The 22,151-nt window shown below is 71.2% G+C and carries 28 protein-coding genes; 15 read left to right on the top strand and 13 right to left on the bottom strand.

What is annotated here, in order from left to right; translation table 11 throughout:
• Positions 1-48: 48 nt before the first annotated feature.
• Both G6N60_RS25395 and G6N60_RS25390 read right to left on the bottom strand, forming a co-directional pair.
• Complete coding sequence (locus G6N60_RS25395) at positions 49-507, bottom strand: hypothetical protein (protein ID WP_163742551.1); 459 nt, start codon at positions 505-507, stop codon at positions 49-51.
• A complete protein-coding gene (locus G6N60_RS25390) occupies positions 504-1,070 on the bottom strand; it encodes an RNA polymerase sigma factor (protein WP_246241032.1) in 567 nt (188 codons plus the stop codon). The genes G6N60_RS25395 and G6N60_RS25390 overlap by 4 nt, the downstream gene beginning before the upstream one ends.
• Before the next feature lie 128 nt (positions 1,071-1,198).
• Between G6N60_RS25390 and G6N60_RS25385 the strand changes: the two genes are divergently transcribed.
• Genes G6N60_RS25385 through G6N60_RS25350 form a run of 8 tightly spaced genes read left to right on the top strand, consistent with a single transcriptional unit; the run spans position 1,199 to position 4,301 of the window.
• Positions 1,199-1,660 (top strand): Asp23/Gls24 family envelope stress response protein, encoded by a 462-nt coding sequence (locus G6N60_RS25385; protein WP_163742547.1) that lies wholly within the window; start codon positions 1,199-1,201, stop codon positions 1,658-1,660.
• Between the two features lie 3 nt (positions 1,661-1,663).
• Positions 1,664-1,942: an Asp23/Gls24 family envelope stress response protein gene (locus G6N60_RS25380; protein WP_163742544.1), complete on the top strand. Its 279-nt coding sequence runs from the start codon at positions 1,664-1,666 to the stop codon at positions 1,940-1,942.
• Entirely contained in the window at positions 1,939-2,169 is a 231-nt protein-coding gene (locus G6N60_RS25375; protein WP_163742541.1) for a hypothetical protein, read from the top strand. The genes G6N60_RS25380 and G6N60_RS25375 overlap by 4 nt, the downstream gene beginning before the upstream one ends.
• 42 nt (positions 2,170-2,211) lie before the next feature.
• A complete protein-coding gene (locus tag G6N60_RS25370; RefSeq protein ID WP_163742538.1) occupies positions 2,212-2,391 on the top strand; it encodes a hypothetical protein in 180 nt (59 codons plus the stop codon).
• On the top strand, positions 2,384-2,752 hold the full coding sequence (locus tag G6N60_RS25365; protein WP_246241031.1) for an Asp23/Gls24 family envelope stress response protein: 369 nt from the start codon (positions 2,384-2,386) through the stop codon (positions 2,750-2,752). Before G6N60_RS25370 ends, G6N60_RS25365 begins: the two co-directional genes overlap by 8 nt.
• Positions 2,749-3,324: a DUF6286 domain-containing protein gene (locus G6N60_RS25360; protein WP_163742535.1), complete on the top strand. Its 576-nt coding sequence runs from the start codon at positions 2,749-2,751 to the stop codon at positions 3,322-3,324. Before G6N60_RS25365 ends, G6N60_RS25360 begins: the two co-directional genes overlap by 4 nt.
• Positions 3,325-3,888 carry an Asp23/Gls24 family envelope stress response protein gene (locus tag G6N60_RS25355; protein WP_163742532.1) on the top strand — a complete coding sequence of 188 codons (564 nt, stop codon included), beginning with the start codon at positions 3,325-3,327 and terminating at the stop codon, positions 3,886-3,888.
• Positions 3,885-4,301, top strand: a complete 417-nt coding sequence (locus G6N60_RS25350; RefSeq protein WP_163742529.1) for a PAS domain-containing protein — start codon at positions 3,885-3,887, stop codon at positions 4,299-4,301. The genes G6N60_RS25355 and G6N60_RS25350 overlap by 4 nt, the downstream gene beginning before the upstream one ends.
• A gap of 4 nt (positions 4,302-4,305) precedes the next feature.
• On the opposite strand, the gene G6N60_RS25345 is transcribed toward G6N60_RS25350, so the two are convergent.
• The 3 genes from G6N60_RS25345 to G6N60_RS25335 are packed head-to-tail and all read right to left on the bottom strand — an operon-like array spanning position 4,306 to position 6,188.
• Positions 4,306-4,842: a cytochrome b gene (locus G6N60_RS25345; protein ID WP_163742526.1), complete on the bottom strand. Its 537-nt coding sequence runs from the start codon at positions 4,840-4,842 to the stop codon at positions 4,306-4,308.
• Complete coding sequence (locus G6N60_RS25340; RefSeq protein WP_163742523.1) at positions 4,832-5,974, bottom strand: catalase family peroxidase; 1,143 nt, start codon at positions 5,972-5,974, stop codon at positions 4,832-4,834. The genes G6N60_RS25345 and G6N60_RS25340 overlap by 11 nt, the downstream gene beginning before the upstream one ends.
• A 7-nt stretch (positions 5,975-5,981) precedes the next feature.
• A complete protein-coding gene (locus G6N60_RS25335) occupies positions 5,982-6,188 on the bottom strand; it encodes a hypothetical protein (RefSeq protein WP_163742520.1) in 207 nt (68 codons plus the stop codon).
• A gap of 164 nt (positions 6,189-6,352) precedes the next feature.
• Here G6N60_RS25335 and G6N60_RS25330 point away from each other — a divergent pair, with 164 nt between their 5' ends.
• Together G6N60_RS25330 and G6N60_RS25325 are read left to right on the top strand one after the other, a co-directional pair.
• On the top strand, positions 6,353-7,075 hold the full coding sequence (locus G6N60_RS25330; protein WP_163742517.1) for a response regulator: 723 nt from the start codon (positions 6,353-6,355) through the stop codon (positions 7,073-7,075).
• Entirely contained in the window at positions 7,075-8,268 is a 1,194-nt protein-coding gene (locus tag G6N60_RS25325) for a sensor histidine kinase (protein ID WP_163742514.1), read from the top strand. Before G6N60_RS25330 ends, G6N60_RS25325 begins: the two co-directional genes overlap by 1 nt.
• Here G6N60_RS25325 and G6N60_RS25320 read toward each other — a convergent pair.
• Entirely contained in the window at positions 8,175-9,251 is a 1,077-nt protein-coding gene (locus G6N60_RS25320; RefSeq protein ID WP_163742511.1) for a threonine aldolase family protein, read from the bottom strand. The two genes, G6N60_RS25325 and G6N60_RS25320, sit on opposite strands and share 94 nt — an antisense overlap.
• A gap of 22 nt (positions 9,252-9,273) precedes the next feature.
• On the bottom strand, positions 9,274-10,497 hold the full coding sequence (locus tag G6N60_RS25315) for an MFS transporter (protein ID WP_197746965.1): 1,224 nt from the start codon (positions 10,495-10,497) through the stop codon (positions 9,274-9,276).
• A gap of 109 nt (positions 10,498-10,606) precedes the next feature.
• Between G6N60_RS25315 and G6N60_RS25310 the strand changes: the two genes are divergently transcribed.
• From G6N60_RS25310 to G6N60_RS25300, 3 genes are read left to right on the top strand one after another with little or no spacing between them, the layout of a single operon-like run.
• Positions 10,607-11,578 (top strand): LysR family transcriptional regulator, encoded by a 972-nt coding sequence (locus G6N60_RS25310; protein ID WP_220100375.1) that lies wholly within the window; start codon positions 10,607-10,609, stop codon positions 11,576-11,578.
• The gene (locus G6N60_RS25305) at positions 11,575-12,066 is read left to right on the top strand and encodes a (2Fe-2S)-binding protein (protein ID WP_163742505.1); all 492 of its coding nucleotides are present in this window, start codon (positions 11,575-11,577) and stop codon (positions 12,064-12,066) included. Before G6N60_RS25310 ends, G6N60_RS25305 begins: the two co-directional genes overlap by 4 nt.
• Positions 12,063-14,207 carry a xanthine dehydrogenase family protein molybdopterin-binding subunit gene (locus G6N60_RS25300; protein WP_163742503.1) on the top strand — a complete coding sequence of 715 codons (2,145 nt, stop codon included), beginning with the start codon at positions 12,063-12,065 and terminating at the stop codon, positions 14,205-14,207. The genes G6N60_RS25305 and G6N60_RS25300 overlap by 4 nt, the downstream gene beginning before the upstream one ends.
• Positions 14,208-14,213: 6 nt before the next feature.
• On the opposite strand, the gene G6N60_RS25295 is transcribed toward G6N60_RS25300, so the two are convergent.
• A complete protein-coding gene (locus tag G6N60_RS25295; RefSeq protein ID WP_163742500.1) occupies positions 14,214-14,645 on the bottom strand; it encodes a MarR family winged helix-turn-helix transcriptional regulator in 432 nt (143 codons plus the stop codon).
• A 68-nt stretch (positions 14,646-14,713) separates the two neighbouring features.
• Here G6N60_RS25295 and G6N60_RS25290 point away from each other — a divergent pair, with 68 nt between their 5' ends.
• Complete coding sequence (locus G6N60_RS25290; protein WP_308206245.1) at positions 14,714-16,030, top strand: multidrug effflux MFS transporter; 1,317 nt, start codon at positions 14,714-14,716, stop codon at positions 16,028-16,030.
• Here the strand turns inward: G6N60_RS25290 and G6N60_RS25285 are convergent.
• Positions 15,958-16,680, bottom strand: a complete 723-nt coding sequence (locus G6N60_RS25285; RefSeq protein WP_163742496.1) for an MgtC/SapB family protein — start codon at positions 16,678-16,680, stop codon at positions 15,958-15,960. The two genes, G6N60_RS25290 and G6N60_RS25285, sit on opposite strands and share 73 nt — an antisense overlap.
• Positions 16,681-16,812: 132 nt before the next feature.
• Here G6N60_RS25285 and G6N60_RS25280 point away from each other — a divergent pair, with 132 nt between their 5' ends.
• Positions 16,813-18,210, top strand: a complete 1,398-nt coding sequence (locus tag G6N60_RS25280; RefSeq protein WP_163742494.1) for an NAD-dependent succinate-semialdehyde dehydrogenase — start codon at positions 16,813-16,815, stop codon at positions 18,208-18,210.
• On the opposite strand, the gene G6N60_RS25275 is transcribed toward G6N60_RS25280, so the two are convergent.
• From G6N60_RS25275 to G6N60_RS25260, 4 genes are all read right to left on the bottom strand, one after another.
• Positions 18,195-19,157 carry a DNA polymerase domain-containing protein gene (locus G6N60_RS25275; RefSeq protein WP_163742491.1) on the bottom strand — a complete coding sequence of 321 codons (963 nt, stop codon included), beginning with the start codon at positions 19,155-19,157 and terminating at the stop codon, positions 18,195-18,197. The two genes, G6N60_RS25280 and G6N60_RS25275, sit on opposite strands and share 16 nt — an antisense overlap.
• 11 nt (positions 19,158-19,168) lie before the next feature.
• Entirely contained in the window at positions 19,169-19,969 is an 801-nt protein-coding gene (locus G6N60_RS25270; protein WP_163742488.1) for an SDR family oxidoreductase, read from the bottom strand.
• A 64-nt stretch (positions 19,970-20,033) separates the two neighbouring features.
• On the bottom strand, positions 20,034-21,284 hold the full coding sequence (gene kasB, locus G6N60_RS25265; protein WP_163744544.1) for a 3-oxoacyl-ACP synthase KasB: 1,251 nt from the start codon (positions 21,282-21,284) through the stop codon (positions 20,034-20,036).
• A 178-nt stretch (positions 21,285-21,462) separates the two neighbouring features.
• Positions 21,463-22,149, bottom strand: coding sequence for a sensor domain-containing protein (locus tag G6N60_RS25260; RefSeq protein ID WP_246241027.1), 687 nt, complete (start codon positions 22,147-22,149; stop codon positions 21,463-21,465).
• Positions 22,150-22,151: the final 2 nt, after the last annotated feature.

The raw sequence follows: 22,151 nt of genomic DNA, 5'->3' as shown, positions 1-22,151 counted from the left end.
GAGGAAGCGGGCGGGTAGGCCAGCGGCGGTGCTAGTTGCACACGGCGGTCAGGACTGCAGGGGATCGCCGGTGACGACGTCGGTGATGGTGATGTCGATGGGGTGATGATCGGTCGCGGTCGTGCCGAGCAGCTCCGCGACGACCTCGACGGTCGTGGCGCGGATGCCGTCGGCCAGCCGGCGCAGTTCGGTGCCGTAGCTGCCGGTGACGTCGACGTGCACCCCCCGCAGCGCGCCGTCCTCGACGTCGAGGTCGATGGCCGTCGGCAGGCAGAGGTAGCGCTGGCGCAGCGTCACGGCCAGGGTGCTGCGCAGGACGTTCTCGCTGACGAAGAGATGACCGGAGCCGGGCAGGTCGGGGCCATCGGCGAGCAGTGGCCAGCCGCCGGCGCGGGGAGTGCGTCTGACCGCATTGACGACGCGCGACGCGATCGCGTCCCAGCCGGGTTCGGCGGCGTTGCGTAGAATGCCCCCGGCCTGCGACAGCAGGTCACTCGTCTGGCTCACTTCCACCTCCTCAATCTCTCCCGCAGCGTGCGGGTGGCGCGGAAATGGTGACCGCGGGCCGTATCGGGGGTCAACCCGAGTATGTCCCCGATTTGGGGGAACGTCATGTCCTCGATCTGCCTGAGTACCCAGGCCGCGCGCTGACGCGGGGGGAGTTCTTCGAGTGCGCGTTCCAGGGCCGTCAGGAATTCGGTGGATGACGCGTGGGCGAACGGATCGTCGTCCGGCCCCGTCGACGGGTGCGTCTGTAGGGCGAGGTCGTCGATGGGCACGGCGCGCTTGACCCGGTAGCTGTCGACGATCTTGCGCGCGCAGATCGAGAACAGCCAGGTCTTGAGCGAGGACTGGCCGCGAAAGGTGTCGAGCTGGCGCCACGCGGCGACGAAGGTCTCCTGTACGGCGTCGGCGACGTCCTGCTCGTTGGCGAGCATCCGCCGGGCATAGCGGTAGAGCATGGGGCCGTACCGGTGCACCACCACCTCGAACGCGGCGCGATCCCCCAGCGCGGCGGCGCTGACCAGTGCTGCGTCGCCGGCGTCGGCCAGGGGCCGGTCGGTGCTCACGCCCGCAGTGTGCCATGAACGAAGGTTGTGACACAGCTCACCCGTGAAGGACGTTCGGATGACGTCGCCGGCGTCGACTACACCGTGTCACCACATCAACCCATCGACTCAGAAGGAGCGCGATCAGCATGACCAGCACCCAGCCCGTGGGAACCCAGGGCACCGACGTCAGCACCCGCAGCGAAGCCACCCTGGTGAGCACGCACGGCAAGACCACCATCGCCGACACCGTGGTCTCCAAGATCGCCGGCATCGCCGCGAAGGAAGTCCACGGCGTCTACGCCCTCGGCGGCGGCGCCTCCCGGGTGGTCGGCGCGCTGCGCGAGCGCATCCCGGGTGCCAGCGTCAACCACTCCCAGGGCGTCTCGGTCGAGGTCGGCGAGAAGCAGGCCGCGGTCGACCTGGACATCGTCGCCGAGTACGGCGTCTCGATCGCCGACCTGGCCAACGGACTGCGCCGCAACGTCATCGCCGCGATCGAGCGGATGACCGGTCTCGAAGTGACCGAGGTCAACGTGACGGTCCACGACGTCCACCTCGAGGACGACGACGAGGGCGCGGACGAGCCCGCGACCGTCCGCGTGCAGTAGCGCATGACCGAGATGGCCGACGTCGTCGCCGCGGCAGTGCTCGGCGTGCCAGGTGTGGCGGAGCTCAACGCGGGCATGTTCGGTGAGGTGGGCACCTACCTCCCCGGACGCCGCGTGGCGGGCATACGCCTCGGCGACGACGTCACCGAAGTGCACGTGTCCCTGGTCTTCGGCGCCCCCGTCCGCGAGACGGCCGCCCGCATCCGCGAGGTGGTCGGCACCATCACCAAGGGCCCCGTCGACGTCACCGTCGAGGACGTCGTCGCACCGACGGCACCATGACCGACCCACGGCTCGACCGGAAGCGGGCGCGCCGTGCCGCGGCCCTGGCGTGGCATCCCGACGCCGGCGGCGACGCGGCACGGTTCACCGCCGCACTCGAGGCGATCGACCGCCGCTACGACGCACCACCCCTACTCGTGCGACGCAGCCGACTCGGGTCCGTGCGAACGCTGATCCGCCGGATCCGCGTTCGCCGCCCGGGCGGCCGCCGCTACATCACTCTTTGACGTCGCAAAAAGACTGTGGCGCAACACTTCTCGGAGGTATTCATGACCACATCCAGTCTGGGACTGATCGCGGGGCTGCTGCTCGGCGTGGCAGCAGCCGCCGGCGGGTTCACCGGGTTCCTCGTCGCGCTGATCCTCGGCGCCGTGGGCTACCTGATCGGCGGCCATCGCGACGGTGAGTTCGACCTCGGCGCCCTCCTGCGGGGACGCGGCCGTGGCTAGCGAACCGAGCACCGACCCGGGTGAGCGGGGCTCGCTGGTCGTGCGGGACAAGGTCGCCCAGCGCGTGGCGATGCACGCCGCACTGACGACCCCCGGCGTCCAGCCGCACGCGGCCGGACTCGACAAGCTCACCGGCCGTGACCTGCCGCGGGCCCGGGTCGTCGTCTCGGCCACCCGCGTCCGCGCTCACCTCAGCGTCGCCGTGACCTGGCCGCAGCCCGTGGCCGCGGTCGCGAAGGCCGTGCAGGACAACGTAACTCGAGCCCTGACCGATTCCGCCGGTTTCGAGGTCGACGGCGTCGACGTCGCCATCGAAGCCGTCGTCGTGGACTCCGACGACCACTCCAGGAGGGTGTCATGACCGCCTCGGTCGAGCAGGCCAAGACGCCTACGCCGACCCCCATCGCGGGCAAGGTCCCGGTGGCCGCCCCCGCCGCGGGCTACGTCGGCACGCTGATCGCCGTGCTCCTGCTGGGGCTCGGGGCGGTCGGCCTGCGCGACGGCGCCGTGGCCGCGGGATGGCTCGACGGTCGCGAATGGACCAAGAACGCCGTCGGCTGGATCGACGGACTGACGTTCGCCGTGTGGATGATTCCCGTCGGCGTCGTGGCGATCGTGGTCGGTCTCTGGTGGCTGTACGCCGCCGTGCGACCCCGTCGCCGGACGGCCATCCCGGTGAACGCGCGCAGCAGCGTGTGGATCGCGCCCGCCGACGTCGCCCGGCTGGCCACGGCCGCAGCCGAGTCGGTCGCGGGCGTGCTCGACGCCCGGTCGTCGGCGACGCTGCGCAAGGTCACCGTCACCGCGCGCACGACGACCGACGGCGGGGACGCCGACGTGGAGTCCGCCATCGCCGACGCCGTGCGGACGGCCACCGCGATCCTGGCCGACCCCGTCAAGATCCGCATTCGCACTCGAACAGGAGACGCTTAGATGACCCGCCTGGCCACCACCGTCGATCGGCTCGCCGCGGCGGTGTTCGGACTCGCCCTGATCGCCGTCGGAGTCGGCGTGCTGGTGTGGAACACCCACCTGATTCCCCATGTACCCCATGCGATTACCGCCCCCGGGCTGGTGTCGGCCACGAACACCGAGTGGTGGCCGTGGGCCGTCGCCGGCGTCGGCCTGGTGCTCGCCCTCGTCGGCCTGCGCTGGCTGTTCGCCCACACGCCCAAGGCGCGCGTGAAGGCGCTGCCGCTGCCCCCGACGGCCGCGGGCACGATCAGCGTCGACCTGGGTCAGGTCGCCGACGCCGCGGCAACGGCCCTGCAGCACGACACGAATAGTCACGGCGCCAAGGGCAAGGCCGTGATCGACCGCGGCTCCCGCACGATCGACCTCGCGGTCACCGCGTACTCGCCGGCGACGGTCCCCGCGTTGGTCGCCGCGGTGGACGAGGTCGGCGGTCAGGTCACCGAGATGCTCGGGGACGCTCGCGTGGCGGTGCGCACGACCGTGCACGTGGACAAGCACGGCCGACGGGACCGGGTCTCGTGATCGAACGACGCAGTGGCGCACGCCCCACCTCGACGACCGGGTACCTGCAGCAGCTGCCCGCGCTGGTGCTGCTGGACCGCATGCTGATGCCGGTCATCGCGGTGAGCGAGAACGGTGAATTGTCCTACGGCAACCCGGCATTCGCGACGATGATGGGCCACTCGGACACCGCCGAACTGACCGGTCAGCCCATCACCGACCTCCTGGTGGGGCGCGACGGCCAGTCTGCGCAAGCGTGTGCCGAGGCCCTCGGTTCGGCGCGTGGCACGCTCGTCGAGTGGCGCCACGCCGAGCGCTACGTGGTCAGCACCCTGGTGTCGGACTCGATGCTGATGCGCTCGACCGATCCGCTGCTCCTCGTCAGCCTGCACGACGTGACCGAGGGGCTCTGGACCAACCCCCGCCACCCGTGACCCATCACGTCATCCGACGGAGCAGACCGTCGCGCAGACCGACGGTGTGGAACACCACCGCGCACACGTGTGCGGTGAAGGTCGCGAACAGTAGGTAGGCCAGCACGGTGTGGGCGGTCCGCAGCACGGCGTAGAGCGCCAGACCGGACGGCGCGATCCCCGGCAGGTGCAGCGAACCCACCAGCGTGACCGGGGAGTCGGTCGCCGAGATCATGGCCCAGCCGACCAGAGGTTGCACGATCAGCAGCGCGTACATCAATCGCTCGGACCACGTGGCGACCCGACGTTCCGTGCGACTCATCGTCGTCAGGAACGGGGGCGGGTGGTGCCGGGCCCGATTGACCAACCGCACCACGGCGAACACCAGGATGGCGATGCCGAGCACGCGGTGAATGGCCAGCAGCAGTGGGTAGTAGACCAGCGCGGTCACCATGGTCACCCCGAGGAAGAACTGCCCGATCACCATGGCCGCCATCGACCAGTGCAGCAATCGCGAGGCCAGCGTGAACTTCTGCGTCGCGACGGGGGTCTCAGTGACCATGGTTCACCTCCGCGACGTCGACGCGGCTGGGCGACTTGGGTTCTCGCGAGCGTCGCTCGAAGGATCTGGCGTACACGGCCGACCGCGCGCGGGGCAAGGGATCGTCCGATGCGCCGAGACCGGCGGGCAGGATCAACGGGTCGAAGTTCACGTCGCGGGCGTTGCCTGGCGCCTCCGTCGCGACGGCGTCGATCGTGATGAGCCCGGCGTCGATGGTGCGCCGCGGCGCCGGCCACGCCAGGGTCGCGTCGTGGGTCGGATCGCCGGGCTGCGCGACCGTCAGCAGCAGCCGCCAGCTGACCGGCCCGCGCTCGACCCGTTCGATGAGCGCGTCGAACAGGGCATCGGGCGGGCCAGTGGGCAAGGGCGCGCTGGCAATTGGGTCGACGGGCACGGCGGCCCACCGGATGGGCACCGTCGCTCCCGCGGCGTTGGTCGCGAGGAAGGCGTTGAGCCCGCGGAAGGTGCTGTCGGCGAAGCCGGTGCTGGGCGGGGAGGCCCTGATCGCCGCCATCGCGGCCACCGTCTCCGGATGCTTGGCGAGGAACGCCGACATCGCCGACGGGACGGGCTTGCCGGTCGCGGGGTCGGGCACGGATGCGAGGAGGCGGTCGTAGAAGCCCTGCGGCGTGCTGTCGGGGAACACCGGCAGGTTGACCATCGCGGTCCGCCACTGGTCGCCGTCCGGATGCTCGAACAGGATGCCCAGCCCGCGGACGGTGCCCGGCTGATCCGCGGCGTCGGGCACGCTGCCCGACATCGAGAAGCGGGCGACCACGGGGACGGTGCCGCGACCGAGGATCGCGGCCTTCGACACCTCCGCGCCCGCGCCGCTGCTCGCGAAGGTGCCGGTGGCGGCGAGACCCTTCGCGTGATTGCGGCGGAACCCGTCGTGCCTGCCGTAGAGCTGCTCGAACCTGTCGGTGAACCGCGACGACGTCAGCCGCTGCGTGTCGAACCAACCCGATGCCTCGGCGACGCCCGCCCCGCCGACCGCCGCCACGCCCGTGGCGGCGGCCAGCCCGACGAGCGCGTGCCGACGGTTGATGGTCGGACTCGAGGTGTCCCTCGGTTCGGCGTCGTTCGACAAGGCCCCGCCTCCATTCGCGTGGTGCTGACTCGATGGGTGCATTCTGCGGTCAGAAGGGCAGGTCGACGATGCCGGCGGTGGTGTTGACCTCGTCCTGGTCGTCGGTGTGAAGGCCGACCGACGGACCCACGTGGGGGTTGGTGCCGAAGGGCACCAGTGGGCTCGACTCGGCCCCCGCGATCGGTGCCAGCACGATCGCGGCGCCCGTCAGCGCCACGGCCAGCCCGGGAAGGATGCGCTTCGCGGTGATCGTCATGGTGGTTCCCCTTCGTCGTCGGAGGCTCCCGATGAGCTCCGTCGACGTTCACCTTCGGCGCCCGAGACGACGGTTTCTTGGTCGAATTCTGAAGATCCGTTAACGATCTGCGCCCGGGGTCCGCATCGCCGGGCGGGGGGCGCCGCGGCGTGCATCATGGAGGCATGGACGACCCCGGCGCACCCACTCGCCGCGCCCTCGTGGTCGACGACGAGGCTCCGCTGACCGAGATCGTGGGCAGCTACCTGCGGCGTGAGGGCTTCGAGGTGCACGCGGCCCGCGACGGGCTCGAGGCGCTCGCGCTGGCACAGACGGTCGACCCCGACGTGGTGGTGCTCGACGTGGGACTGCCCGGCATCGATGGTTTCGAGGTGTGCCGCCGGCTGCGGATGTTCTCCGATGCCTACGTGCTCGTGCTGACCGCGCGCGACACCGAGGTCGACACCGTCGTCGGATTGTCCGTCGGCGCCGACGATTACCTCACCAAGCCGTTCAGTCCGCGCGAGCTGGTGGCCCGGATTCACGCGATGCTGCGACGGCCGCGTCGTCCGGCGACCGACGGCCAGGCCGCGGCGGACCCCACGCCGCCGCGGCGGATCGGCGCGCTGAGCATCGACGTGGAGGGACGCGAGGTGCGCCTCGACGACGCTGAGATCGACTTGACCAGAACGGAATTCGATCTGCTGGACGCGCTCTCGGCCCGGCCGGGCAAGGTGCTCGGCCGGCGTCAACTCATCGACCTCGTCTGGGGTGACCACTGGGTCGGCAACGACAACATCGTCGACGTGCACGTCGGGCATCTGCGGCGCAAGCTCGGCGAGGATCCCGCCCAGCCCCGCTTCGTCACCACGGTGCGCGGCGTGGGCTATCGGATGGGGAGGGGCTGATGGCCCGCTTCGGCATCAGAATGCGTCTGCTGGCGGCGAATTCGATCGTAGTGATGGCCAGCTTCGCGACCACGGTCGTCGTCGCCGCGCTCGTGGGTCCGCCGATGTTCCAGCGGTTGATGGACCGGGCCGTACAGCCGGGAGCCAGGGGCGACCATCCCTATCAGCGGGCCTTCGAGCGGGCGACCGCGCTGTCGGTCGGCACGGCGCTGGCGGTGTCGGCGGTGGCCGCGCTGGCGTTGAGCTGGTACCTGAGTAGGCGCGTGCATCGATCGGCCAGCGAGCTCGCCGAGGCCGCCACGGTCATCGCCGACGGTCACTACGACGTGCAGGTGTCGCCGACGCGGCTGGGCCGGGAGTTCGACGAGATCGCCACCGCGTTCAACACGATGGCGCGCCGCCTCGGCCACGTCGAGCTCGGCCGCAGGCAGATGCTCGCCGACCTGGCGCACGAAATCCGCACTCCCGTAGCGGTTCTCGAGGCCTACCTCGAGGCGCTCGAGGACGGGGTCAAGCCGCTGGACGCCGAGGTGATCGCCGTGCTGCGCGACCAGTCCCGTCGGCTGACGCGCTTCAGCGTCGACGTCGGTGCGCTGTCGGACGCCGAGCACCGCGCCACCGACATCGACGCGCGCCGGGTGTCGCCGTCCGAGCTGCTCGGCACGGCGACCACCGCGTTGGCGCCGCGCTATCGGGCCAAGGGCGTGGCCCTGCAGTCGAGCCTCGCCCCCGATCTGCCCGACGTGTGGGCGGATTCGATGCGGCTGGGGCAGGTCTTCACCAACCTGCTCGACAACGCGCTGCGCCACACCCCGAGCGGGGGCTCCGTCGTGGTCGCCGCGCGCGCCACCGACGACGACGTCGTGGTCACGGTGTCCGACACCGGGGACGGCATCCCGGCCGAGCATCTGGCGTGGGTCTTCGACCGGTTCTACCGCGTCGACGCGGCCCGGGATCGCGGCCATGGCGGCGCGGGCATCGGCCTAGCGATCGCCAAGGCCCTCGTCGACGGGCACGGTGGCAGCATCACCGCCGACAGCGACGGCCCTGGCACCGGCAGCACGTTCACCGTGACGCTGCCGCGCCGGTCACCCTCGGCTCAGCCCTCGCGGGCGAGTTCCTCGCGGATCGCGGTGACGAACCCGTCGACGTCGGCCTCGGTGGTGTCCCAGGCGCACATCCAGCGCACCTGACCCGCGGCACGGTCCCAGTCGTAGAACCGCACCCGCTCCCTGATGCGGTCGGCGGCCGCGTTGGGCAGCGTCGCGAAGACGGCGTTGGCCTGCGTCGGCTGGCTGAACGACAGGTGGGCGATGTCGCCCGTCGCGACACCGTCGTCGAGCGCGCGCCGCAGACGGGTGGCCATGGCGTTCGCGGTGGCGGCCGAGCGCAGGCCGAGGTCGTCCTCGAAGAGGGTCACCAGCTGGGCGCTGAGGAACCGCATCTTGCTGGCGAGCTGCATGCTGAGCTTGCGCAGGTAGTGCAGCCCGGTCACGCGCTGGGGATCGATCACGACGATGGCCTCCGCGCCGAGCAGTCCGTTCTTCGTGCCGCCGAGGGTGAGGACGTCGACGCCCGCCGCCGAGGTGAACTCGCCCAGCGAGACGCCAAGGGCGGCTGCGGCATTCCAGATGCGGGCACCGTCCATGTGCACCGCCATCCCGCGGTCGTGCGCGAAGTCGGCGATCGCGCGCACCTCGGCGGGGGTGTACAGCGTGCCCAGTTCGGTGCTCTGAGTGATGCTGACCGCCAGCGGCTGCGCGCGGTGCTCGTCGCCCCAGCCCCATGCTTGCGTCGCGATCAGCTCTGGGGTGAGCTTGCCGTCGGGGCTCGCCACCACGAGCAGCTTGAGTCCGCTGACCCGCTCGGGGGCACCGCCCTCGTCGTTGTGGACGTGCGCCGTCGCCGTCGTGATCACCGCACCCCAGCGGGGCAGCGCCGCGGTGAGGGCGACGACGTTGGCGCCGGTGCCGTTGAAGACGGGATACACCTCTGCGGCAGCACCGAATTCGGCGACGACGAACTCCCGCAGCCGCGCGGTGTAGGCGTCCGCTCCATAGGCGGCTTGATGACCGCCGTTGGCCGCCGCGAGCGCCTGCAGCACCTCCGGGTGCACGCCCGCGTAGTTGTCGCTGGCGAAGCCGCGGCGATCGGTGTCGTGGAGGGTGTCGACCATGCGACCAGTCTGGCAGGCGGGGTCAGGCGGTCGCGGTCGCTCGTCGGCCGAGCAGTCCGCGCAGCAGGACGGCGACGACGAGGACGGTGGCCACCAGGGCGGCCGTGTAGTAGGTGACGCCCGTCCAGCCGTGCGCCGAGAACACCAGTCCGCCCACGGTGCCGCCGACGCTGGAACCGAGGTAGTAGAACAGCACGTACACCGAGGAGCCCTGCACGTGCAGCACGGCGGACCGGGCGCTGACCCAGCTGCTGGCGACCGAGTGCGCGGCGAAGAACCCGCCCGTGGTGACGATCAGCCCGACGATCACCGCGGCCAGACTTCCCATGCCCAACAACAGGATTCCCGCCAGGGTGGTCGCCGCCGTGACGATCAGCATGGACGGCCGGCCGAAGCGGTCGACCATCCGGCCGATGAACGCCGAGGAGATCACGCCGGCGAGGTACACCCCGAAGACGAGGCCCACCACGGTGCCCGACAGCGCGAAGCCCGGTCCGAGCAGCCGGTAGCCGAGGAAGTTGTAGACCGTGACGAAGCAGCTCATCAGCAGGAAGCCGGCCGCGAACAGCCCGAGCAGTCCGAGATCGGTCAGGGCGCGGCCGATGGAGCCGGCGAGTTCGCGGACCCGCGGCGGCCGCGGCTGAAAGCGCGCCGACGCCACGATCGTGACGCGAAAGGCGATGGCGCACAAAAGGGTTATCAGCGCGGTGGTGCCCAGCGCCCAGCGCCAGCCCGCGACGTCGTCGACGAGGGCGCCCACCAGCCGCCCCGTCATGCCACCCAGTCCGGTGCCCGCGACGTAGAGCCCCATCGCCGAGCCGAGCGACTCGCGATGCAGTTCCTCGGCCAGGTAGGACATCGCGACGGCCTGAATGCCGGCCAGCGCCACGCCTTCCGCGACGCGTAGCACCAGCAGCACCGTGAAGTTGGGGCTCAGCGCGACCAGCACCGACAGGGCCGCGCTGCTGAACAGCGAGACGGTCATGACCGTGGTGCGCCCGACGATGTCGGACAGCGCGGTGAGCGGCAGCACGCCGATCGCCAGCGCGCCGGTCGCGACGGACACCGCGAGGCTGGCCTCGGTGGGGGACAGGCCGAACGACGTACTGAGCGCCGGCAGGACGGCCTGCACGGCGTACAGGGCGGTGAACGTGGACAGCCCGGCGCAGAACAGCGCGACGGTGATGCGGCGGAACGCGGGTGAGCCGCGGCGGTGGGCGGCGTCCGGGTGGGCGATGACGGTCACGGATCGACGCTAGGACCGTCGCGATTGATGCGTCCAATGCAGCTAGGATCAGAAATCGATTCGTTGGTGAATGGATGTGGTCCGACCAGCGACGAGAGGGGAGGGCGCGGTGGCCGATGTGGGCGAGCCGACACCGTTGACCCGGCTGGCGCCGCGGGTTGCGCTGCTGTCCGCGCTGGCCGCGGACGGCAACCTGACCAGGGCCGCGGCGGCCGCGGGCGTGCCGCAGCCGACCGCGAGCCGCTGGCTGGCCGCCCTGTCCGAGGCGCTGGGCACCCCGCTGCTCGTCCCCGATGGCCGCCGGGTGCGGCTCACCCCGGCCGGCGCCTGCCTCGCCGACGCCGCGGGCCGGGCGATGGCCGAGCTGTCCGCGGGTCTGCGGCAGGCCGAGCAGGAGGCCGACCCCGAACGCGGCCGCGTGGTGCTGGCGTTCCTGCACACCATGGGCGAGCGCCGCGTGCCCGACCAGCTGCGCGCGTTCCGTCGGAAGCATCCGCGGGTGCGGTTCACGCTGGTGCAGGGCGCCCACGAAGACCTGCTCGACCACGTCCGGCACGGCCGCGCCGACCTGGCGATGACCGCACCCCTGCCGGCGTCGGACGAGTTCGGCGTGCTCGTCCTGGACACCCAGCACCTCGTCGTGCTGGTCCCCGCCGAGCACCCGCTGGCCGGACGGTCCTACGTCCGGATGGCCGAGCTGGCCGACGAACAGTTCATCGGCATGAAGCCCGGCTACGGGTTGCGGGCAATCGTCGACGAGCTCGCCGGCGCGGCCGGCTTCACGCCCGCCCTGGCGTTCGAGGGCGAGGAGGTCGACACGGTGCGCGGGCTGGTCGCCGCGGGCCTCGGCGTGGCCGTCGTGCCCCCCGCCGATCCCGGGCCGTCGCCAGACGCCGTCGAGATCGCGCTGCGCCCGGCCGCCGAGCGGCGCATCGGGCTGGTCTGGGCGGCGGATCGGCCGCTGGCGCCGAGCGCCGCCGCGTTCCTGGACTTCGTCGGCGGACGGGCGGTGGCCCAGCGACGCGAACGCGGGGACGATGGAACGGTGCGCACGCCCACGAGGACCAGGAACCGCCGATGAGCGACGAACCGGCGCCGGTGGCGATCTCGGTGAACGGCCACCGCGCGGTGGTCACCACCGAGCCGGACACCGACCTGCTGTACGTGCTGCGCAACCATCTCGGCCTGACCGGCACGCGGTTCGGTTGCGGGCTGGCGCTGTGCGGATCGTGCCTGGTGCTCATCGACGGGCGCCCGACCTACTCCTGCGACACCCCGGTCGGCGCGGTGGGGGAGCGCAAGGTCGTCACGGTCGAGGGGCTGAGTCCCCCGGGGCGGCCGCATCCCGTCGCGCAGGCCATCGTGGCGGGCCAGGCCGCGCAGTGCGGGTACTGCACGTCCGGGATCGTCGTCTCGGCCGCGGCGCTGCTGGACCGCAACCCCGACCCGACGGACGACGAGGTGCGCGAGGCGCTCGACGACAACCTGTGCCGGTGCGGTGCGCACAACCGGATCGTGCGGGCGGTGCTGTCGGCCGCCGCGGCGCTGCGGGCGGGTGGCCGACGATGACCCTCGAGCTCGGCAGGGACCTGCCGCCCTCCATTCTGGCCAATCCCCGGGTGAGCGACTGGCTGACGGTGCTGCCCGATGGCTCGATCGAATTGCGTTCTGGCAAGGTCGAACTCGGACAGGGTGTGTCGACGGCGCTGATCCAGATCGCCGCCGAGGAGCTCGACGTCGGTCTCGACCGGATGCGCGCGGTGGCCACGTCGACCGGCTCGAGCCCCGACGAGGGGTACACCGCGGGCAGCCTGTCGATCCAGCACTCCGGGGCCGCCGTCCGGATGGCGGCCGCCGAGGCCCGCGCGCTGCTGATCGAGGCGGCCGCGCACCGGTGGGGCCTGCCCGGAGACCTGCTCGTGGCCGCCGACGGCGCGGTGTCGGCGCCGGACGGCCGCCGACTGACCTATCCCGAGCTCGCCGGGGACGGTCTCCTCGACCGGCCCGTGACCGGGCTCGCCCCGACGAAGCCGGTGTCGTCCTACCGGATCGTCGGCACCGACGCTCCGCGCGTCGACCTGCCCGACAAGCTCGCTCCGCGAGCGCGTTTCGTGCACGACCTCGCCCTGCCCGGCATGGCGTACGGCCGCGTGGTGCGGCCCCCGTCGCGCGGGGCGACGCTGCTGTCGGTGGACGAGGCGCCGACCCGCGCGCTTCCCGGCGTGATGGCGGTCGTCCGCGACGGCGACTTCCTCGGCGTCGTGGCCGACCGCGAGGAGGTGGTGCTGGTCGCGGTGGAGCGGTTGCGCGCCGGTGCGCGGTGGCGCGAGCAGGCGTCGCTGCCCGACGAGACGCGCCTCGTCGACTTCCTGACCACGGCGCCCGCCGAGACCACCGTCGTCGCCGAGACCGGTTCAGACGATCCAGACCCTGCCTCCGGCAAGGGTTTTCACGAAGCGCGCTACGACCGGCCCTATCTGGCGCACGCGTCACTGGGACCGTCCAGCGCGACCGCGGTGAATGATGTTGCCGACGGCGCCTCGCGCCTGCACGTGTGGACCCAGAGTCAGGGCGTATACGTGCTGCGCCGAGAGTTGGCGCGGGCGTTGGGGATCGACGAGGCCAGCATCTCGGTTCAGCACGTCGAGGGGGCGGGCTGCTACGGCCACAACGGCGCCGACGACGTCGCCCTCGATGCGGCACTGCTGGCGCAGGCGGTCCCCGGACGCCCGGTACAGGTGGTGTGGTCGCGGCCCGACGAACTCGGCTGGGCGCCCTTCGGTCCCGCCGCCGCGGTCAGGATCGCCGCGGAGGTCGACGACGACGGCGCGGTGACGTCGTGGCGCCACGACGTCTGGGGCAACGGGCACGTCACGCGACCCGGCTTCGTCGCGACCGTCGGCCTGCTCGCGGCCAGTCACCGCGAGGGTGGCGAGCCGATCGCCGCGGCAGGCGAACCGCCGCTGGCCCACGGCGGCGGTGCGAGCCGAAATCTGGTGCCCGGGTACGCATTTCCCTGCTTCCGCGTCGTGAACCACCGGCTAACGGTCATGCCGCTGCGGACCTCGGCGCTGCGCTCGCTCGGTGCGTTCGTCAACGTCTTCGCGATCGAGTCCTTCATGGACGAGCTCGCCGTGGCGGCGGGCCGCGACCCCGTCGAATATCGTCTCGCCCACCTGGACGACGAGCGGGGGCGCGCGGTGGTCGAGGCTGCGGCAGCTCGCTCCGGATGGGGCACACCGCTGACCGGGGATGCGGTCGGGCGCGGATTCGGCTACGCCCGCTACAAGAACAGCAGCGCCTACTGCGCCGTGGTCGCCGAGGTGGAGGCGACCACCCGGGTGCGGGTCCGCCGGTTGACCATCGCCGTCGACGCCGGGCTGGTGATCAATCCCGACGGCGCGGCGAACCAGGTCGAGGGCGGCGCCATCCAGGCGACGAGCTGGGCGCTGAAGGAACGCGTCCGGTTCGACGACCGCGACGTCGTCAGCGACACGTGGGAGACCTATCCGATCCTGCGCTTCTCCGAGGTGCCCGCCGTCGACGTGGAACTGCTGCCCCATGACGGCCACCCGTCACTCGGCGTCCGCGAGACCGCACAGGGGCCGACCGCAGGCGCCATCGCCAACGCGATCCACGACGCGATCGGCGTCCGGGTGCGGAGCATGCCGTTCACCCACGACCAGATCGTCGCCGCGATGGCGCGATGAGCGTCGCTAGGTCTGCCTGAGGCGGTCGAGCAGCGCCCTGGCGGCGTCGAGGCCCGCGGGGTCGGGGCCGAGCGCGTCGGCCAGCAGCGCGGCCCGCCGGCCGCGGACGACGGCGATGTCGCGGGCGGCCAGCGCGGTGACGTAGAGGTTGACGGTGCGTCCGTCGGAGGGATCGCTGCGGCGCTCCACGAATTCGTGCTTCTCCAGCGCGCGCAGGGCGGCGCTGAAATTGCTGGTGCGCATGCGCATGTCGTGGGCGACGTCGCTGGGCCGGCAGCCCGGATGGCGGTCGACGTATTCGAGCACGGCGGCCTCGGTCACCGACAGCGGAACGACGGTGTCGGAGGCCTGGTCCCACGAACGGATGACGCGGGCGGCGCCCATGATCGCATCGGCGAAGTCGGCCAGTGCCGTCTCGGTGACGGCGGAGCGGTTCATGGCCTCGACTTTACCGCAGCTAGCTATGAAGATATAGTTATCGAAAAATAGCTAACTGAGGATTCACGTTGGATACGCACAGCAATTTCGTCGACGACGATGCCGAGGCCATGGAGCGTCTCGCCGACCCGCCGCAGCGCACGTCCGCCGTGCGCGGACCGCTCCTGATCGTCCTGGCGCTGCTGTCGGCCGTCGCCCCGTTCGCCACCGACCTCTACCTGTCCGCGTTTCCGCTCATGACCACCGACCTCGGGGCCACGGCGACCTCGATCCAGCTGACGCTGACCGCCTTCCTGGTGGGAATCGCCCTCGGGCAGTTGGTGTTCGGCCCACTGTCCGACCGGTTCGGACGGCTGCCGCCCCTGGTCGTCGGGTCGCTGCTGTGCCTGGCGGCCAGTGCCGCCACCGCGCTGGCGCCGACGGTCGAGGTGCTCGTCGCCGCCCGGTTCGCGCAGGGCATCACGGGCGCGGCGGGCATGGTCATCGGCAGGGCGGTCATCTCCGACCTCGCGGTCGGCGCCGCCGCCGCCCGGGCGTTCAGCCTGATGATGATCGTCGGAGGCGCGGCGCCCGTCATCGCACCGGTACTCGGCAGCCTCCTCGTCGCCCCCCTCGGCTGGCGGGGTGTGCTGTGGGTGGTCTTCGGTCTGGTCGCGGCGATGTTCGTGGGCGTGGTGACGGTGGTCCGCGAGACCCACACCGCGGCTCGCCGAGCCGCCGCCCGAACCGCCCGCCGGTCGTCGCCCTCCACGCTGCGCGCGCTCGCGTCGCGAGGCTTCGCGGGCAGCGCACTGGCGTTCGCCTTCGCCTTCGCGACGATGATGGCCTACATCTCGGCGTCGCCGTTCGTCTACCAGGTGATGATGGGCTGCACCCAGGTCCAGTACGGAGTGGCGTTCGCCGCCAACGCCCTTGGGCTCGTCGGGATGAGTGCCGTATCGGCCCGCCTCGCCGGTCGCCGACCGGTCCGCACGCTCGCGGCGTCCGGGCTCGCGCTGTGCCTGGCGGCCACGACCGCGATCGGGATCATCGTGGCGACCGGTGCGCCCGCCTGGCTGCTCGCCATCCCGCTGTGGGTGGCGGTCGCCAGCCTCGGCCTGGTGTTCGGCAACGTCACCGCGCTCGCTCTGGGCGCCGTCAGCCACGGCGCCGGATCGGCCTCGGCGGTGCTCGGCGCGCTGCAGTTCGGGCTCGGCGCGCTGGTGTCACCGCTCGTCGGCATCGGCGGTGAACACACCGCCGTACCGCTGGCCATCGTGATGGGCACGTCGATCACCACGGCCTGCCTCGCGTTCGCGTGGTCGGCCCGGGCTCAGCGGCCGGACCGGGGCGCCTCGGCCGACCAGAGGAACGACGTGACCCCGGGTTCGGCGTTCACGGGCTGAAACGCGTCCTCGAGCGCGGCGTCATCGCGGGTGACGGCCGACAGTTCGGCGCGCACCACCACCTCGCCGAGCCCGTTGGTGGTCTCCGAGCGCAGCGAATTCAGTTGCAGGCCCGCGGTTTTGACCACGCCGGTAATGGCGGCTCGGACACGGGCCTCCGCGTCGTCGGCGCAGCGCAGTTCGACGAGGTAGTCGGCGGCATGGGTCTCGCGCCCACCCCACAGCCGGGCGCGATCCATCCGCGAGGCCAGGGGGAACAGCAGGCCGTTGGCGGTGACGATGACGATCGCCCCGGTGACGGCTTCCCGCCACATCCAGGCTCCGGCGAGTGCGCCCACGGCCGCGGCGGCCCACAGCGTCGCGGCGGTGTTCAGGCCCGTCACCGAGGAGCCCTGCTTCATGATGACGCCCGCGCCGAGAAAGCCGATGCCGGAGACGATTTGGGCCGCGACCCGGGTGGGATCGCCGTCGCCGTGGAACGAGTAGGCGCCGAGGATGAGGAACAGTGCGGCGCCCATGCTGACCAGTGCCATGGTCTGCAGGCCCGCCATGCGCGCTCGCCACTGGCGTTCGACGCCGATCAGCACGCCCAGCAGCAGGGCCAGCCCCACCCGGACCAGCAGGTCGAGTGCGGGTGCGCTCGACGTCACGGCTGCCGACCCGTCATCGGCCGAGCGTAGTTCGCCGTCGTCGGCCCGAGCCGGATCGACACGACAAAGCGCTGCCACCGCATTGCGGGATGACTAGATTGGGGACGTACACCCGCCACAGGAAGGTCCCACATGACCGCGACCGTTTCGACCCAGCCCAGGTATCAGGTGGTCAACCCCGCCACCGGTGAGCCGGGGGAGTCGTTCGACTTCGCCACCGACGCGGAGGTCGAAGCCATCCTCGCCTCGTCCGACGAGGCGTACCGCTCGTGGCGGGACCTGCCGATCACCGAGCGGGCCAAGATCGTCAAGCGCGTGGGCGAGCTGTTCAAGGAGCACTCCTCACGACTGGGTGCGATCGCGACCGAAGAGATGGGCAAGCCGCTGCCCGAAGCCGTCGACGAGGCAGACTTCTGCGGCGACATCTTCGACTACTTCGCCACCGAGGGCCCCGGTCTGGCCGCCGATCAGGAGATCAAGACGTTCTCCCCGGGCAAGGCGTTCGTGCAGAAGCTACCGATCGGGCCGCTGCTGGGCATCATGCCGTGGAACTACCCCTTCTACCAGATCGCGCGGTTCGCGGCGCCAAACCTGGTGCTGGGCAACACCATCGTGCTCAAGCACGCCGAGTCGGTGCCGAAGTCGGCGCTCGCCGTCCAGGAGCTGATGGACGAGGCGGGCGTCCCGCGGGGCGTCTACCAGAACCTGTTCGCGTCCTACGAGCAGATCGAGGGCATCATCGGTGACCGCCGCATCGTCGGCGTCTCGCTGACCGGTTCCGAGCGGGCCGGATCGGTCGTGGCGTCGATCGCGGGGCGCAACCTCAAGAAGTGCGTGCTGGAGCTCGGCGGGTCCGACGCCTACGTCGTACTCGACAGCGACGACGTGAAGGCCTCGGCAGACTTGGCCTGGGACACCAGGATTGGCAACACCGGCCAGGCCTGCAACTCGAACAAGCGGATGATCGTCAGCAGCGACATCTTCGACGGTTTCGTCGAGCGGCTCGTCGAGCGGGCCAAGAACCTGAAGGCGGGCGATCCGGCGGAGGCCGCCGAGGGGACCTTCGCGCCGCTGTCGTCGCGCCGGGCCGCGGAGACGCTGCACGAGCAGGTGCAGGACGCCGTCTCCAAGGGCGCGACGCTGCACGCCGGCGGCGAGCTCGTCGACGGGCCCGCGGCCTACTACTCGCCCGCGGTGCTGACCGGTGTCACCCCCGAGATGCGGGCCTACCGCGAGGAACTGTTCGGCCCCGTCGCGGTGGTCTACTCGGTCGGCAGCGACGACGAGGCACTCACCCTCGCCAACGACTCCGACTACGGTCTCGGCGGCGCGGTGTTCAGCACCGACACCCAGCGGGCGGAAAAGATCGCGCGGCGCCTCGAGTCGGGCATGTCCAACGTCAACACCCCGGCCAACGAGGGCCAGGAGGTGCCCTTCGGCGGCGTCAAGCGCAGCGGCTTCGGACGCGAACTCGGTCCGCTGGGGATGGACGAGTTCGTCAACAAGCGGCTGTACTACGTCGCCGACTGATCGCGTCTCGCCCGCGCGCGCCGCTTGCCCTCGTGCATCGCGGCCACGCGGGCGACCGGGATGGTGTGCCCCTGGGCGACGAGGTCGCGGGGCAGTGACTGCGGCGTCGGCATCGTGGCGGCCCAGGGGTCGCGGCCGGAGAGGGCGTCCAGCGCGGTGTGCACGGTGAAGTCGCGCGGGTCGACGCGGTCGAGGTCGGACCACTCCAGCGGGAACGACACCGGCAGACCGGGCCGCAGCCGCGGGCTGTAGGCCGCCGCGACGGTCGCGCCACCGGCGCGCGTGGAGTCCACGAACACCTTGCCGCCGCGGTCCTCGACGATGAACTCGGTGGTGGCGAGGTCGGGGTCGAGCGCCTCCGCGCGGGCCGCCAGCGCTCGGGTGGCGGCGGCGACGTCCTCGACCGGCGCCCCGTCGTCGATCGGGACGAAGACGTGAATTCCCTTGGCACCACTGGTCTTCACGGCACCGGCGAGCCCGCTGTCGGACAGTGCCCGCCGCACCAGGTGGGCGACCGCGACCACCGCCGCGAAGTCGTCGTCGCCCGGCGGGTCGAGGTCGAGGATCAGGTGCGTCGGGCGGTAGACGTCGTCGGCGCGGCCGAGCGTCGGGTGGTATTCGACGGCCCGCTGATTGGCCAGCCACAGCAGCGTCCTGCGGTCGTCGCACAGGGCGTAGTGCACCTCGCGGTGCGACGCCTCGGCCCAGATGGTCGCCGTCCGCAGCCAGTCGGGCGCGTACTTGGGCACGTTCTTCTGCATGAAGGGTGCGCGTCCGCGCAACACCCGCAGCACGGTCAGCGGACGACCGGTCAGACACGGCAGCAGCCGATCGCCGACGGCGTCCAGATAGTCCACCAGATCGCGCTTGGTCGCGCCCGCGTCCTCGGTCAGCGGCTCGTCGAGGTTCGTCAGGTCGACGCCGTCGCGCCGTTCGCTGGTGACCATGGCGCGGGTGGCTAGCCGGACGCCGTCGTCGCGATGCCACCGTCGACGGGGATGACCGTTCCGGTGAGATAGGCGCCGGCGCGGCTCGCCAGGAACACCGCGATGCCGGCCATGTCGTCGTCGCGGCCGATCCGGCGCAGCGGCGCCGACGCGGCGATCGCATCGCCGAACGTCTCAAGTGTCGCCGCCATCATCTTGGACGGAAAGGGGCCTGGCGCAACGACATTCACCGTGACGTGCTGCGGCCCCAGCTCGCGGGCGAGCATGCGGGTCAGCTGGTGCAGCCCCGCCTTGCTACTGGCATAGGAGTACACCGGCAGCTTGCTGACGTGGATGCCGTCGATGCTGCCGACGTTGATGACGCGGGCGGGGTCGTCGGCCGTGCCCGCGGCGCGCAGCGCAGGCAGCAGCGCCTGCACGAGCCAGAACGGGGACTTCAGGTTCAGGTCGATCACCTTGTCCCACGCGGAATCCGGGAACGTCTCGAGCGGCTCGCCCCAGGTGGCGCCCGCGTTGTTCACCAGGATGTGCAGGCCGTCGGAGTCGGCGGTGACGAGGTCGGCGAGCCGTCGGCACTCGTCGTGCGTCGACAGGTCGGCGGGGATCGCGCGGACGTCACCGAACGGCGCGAGCTGCTCCTGCGCGGCGGCACAGGCATCGGCCTTGCGCGAGCTGATGACGACGCGGGCACCGGCCTGCAGCAGCCCGCGCGCCATCATCATGCCGATGCCCCTGGTGCCGCCGGTGACGAGCGCGTACTTCCCCGTCAGGTCGAACAGCTGAGCGTGGCTGGTGGGGTGGTCGTCCGTCATGGGTCGCCTCCATCGTCGGTGTGCGGTGCCACCGCGCGGTTGGTGACCCGAATCGGGTTGTCGGTCAGTACCTTCCGAAGGCTAGCGCCACGTTGTGGCCGCCGAAGCCGAACGAGTTGCTGATCGCGTACTCGAAGTCTCCGGTCCGCGGCTCGCCGGCGACCACGTCCAGGTCCACCTCGGGATCGAGGTTCTTCAGGTTGAGCGTGGGTGGGATGATGCCGTCGCGCAGCGAGAGCAGCGTGATGATCGACTCCACCGCGCCGGAGGACCCGACCGAGTGGCCCAGCGCCGACTTGGGCGCATAGACCGCCGCGGAGTTGCCGACGGCGCGGTTGATCGCGTGCCCCTCCGCCACGTCGCCGACCTTGGTGGCGGTGGCGTGGGCATTGACGTGGTCGATGTCGCCGGGGGTCAGTCCCGCCAGTTCGATGGCGCGGGTCATGGCGTGCGCGGCGCGTTCGCCATTCGGGTCGGGAGCGACGATGTGGTAGCCGTCGGAGGTGATGCTGGCGCCCATGAGGCGACCCAGGATGTGGGCGCCGCGGGCCTTGGCGTGCTCCTCGGTCTCGATGACCATGAGGGCGCCGCCCTCGCCGAACACGAAGCCGTTGCGGTCGCGGTCGAACGGCCGACACGCGCCCGCGGGATCGTCGTTCGTCGTCGACATCACGATGCGCATCTGGGCGAACGCCGCGATCGGCACCGCCTCGATCCTGTTCTCGACACCACCGCAGATCGCGATGTCGGCTTCGCCGAGGACGATCTGGCGCCACGCCTGCGCGATGCCCTCCGAACCCGACGCACACGCCGACACCGGGGTGATGACCCCGCCCTTGGCACGTCGCTCCAGACCGACGGCCGCTGCCGGCCCGTTCGGCATGTACATCTGCACGGCCAGCGGTGACACCGCGGTGATGCCGCGCTCGCGCATGCCGTCATAGGCGAAGACGAGCTGCTCGGTCGCCCCCAGGCCGGTGCCGATCGACACCGTCAGCCGGTTGGTGTCGACCTCGGGGTTGCCGGCGTTCTCCCACACCCGCCTGCCCAGCACCGTGGCCATCTTCTGGACGTAGCCAAGGCGACGGTTCTCGACCCGGGTCAGCGCCTCGTCGAAGTCCTCCAGCAGGTGTCCGCCGATGCGCACCGGAAGCTTGTACTGCTCGACGAAGGGATCGTCGAGCGTGCGGATGCCGCTCTGCCCGTCGAGCAGGGCCTTCCAGGTGTCTTCGGCGCTCGTCGCCAGTGACGTCGTCATGGCGATGCCGGTGACGACGACGTTGGGAAAGCCGTTGCCGGTCCGTAGGCCGGCCAGGTGGGATGCGTCGGGTGTGCGCATGCGAGAACCTCACTTCACTACATGAGTGTTCGGCCACTTGCTGGACCTGCCATTCGGGTCGCCGCGCGCGCTGGACGGGTGAGATCCCGCAGCGGCTGAGCGGCTCTTAAGAATCTTATACAACGTACAGATTCAGCGCATCATCGCAGGCTGATCAGTGTGGCAGCCCGGCCGCGATGCGGTTGGCGACCGTGGCCGCCTGCGTCCCGATGGACCCATCCCGCGTGCAGGCCTGCACGTCGATGACGACGTTGTCCTGCACCCCGAGCGCGCGCTGGCAGGAGTCCACTCCGCCGGGGTTGCCACGGGTGAACGGTATCGACAGCTGGGTGTCGCTCTTCGTCAGCTCGCCACTGCGCCACTTGGGCAGCGGCCTGTCGTTGAGCGTGATGTTGACGTTGTGGTTGGTGCACTTCGACCAGCGATCCGCGGACTGGTCGAAGAACTCGCGCGCGGCGTCCGTCGAGGGATAGTTGACGACCGACTGCACCACGAGCGTGCGCCAGGCGTCGGAGTCGGGCGCGCGCAGCAGTTCCTGGCGCAGCGCGATCCAGCCGTCCTTGCCGTAGACCCCGGCCTCGTCCACCTGCCAGATGCCGAGACAGTTGAGGTTGGGCAGCAGGTTGCGGTGATCGCTCATGGAGTCGACGCGAGGATGGGCGACCATCCCGGTGGTGCCCATGATCGTGTTCACGTCGCCAGGGGTCAGGAGTGCGGCGTCGAGGGCGTTCGCGCCCACCAGGGGCGGCGGTCCCGACGGCGCGGCCGCCTGCTTGGCCGACGAGCAGCCCGCCACCACGAGGGCGAGGCCGACTGCGGCGAGGGCGAGGCGCCTCACCACGC

The organism is Mycolicibacterium madagascariense (genome assembly GCF_010729665.1).
GTDB classification, from domain to species: Bacteria; Actinomycetota; Actinomycetes; order Mycobacteriales; family Mycobacteriaceae; genus Mycobacterium; species Mycobacterium madagascariense.
Note: the sequence above shows the minus strand (reverse complement) of the source record. Positions and strands in the feature narration are given on the sequence as shown.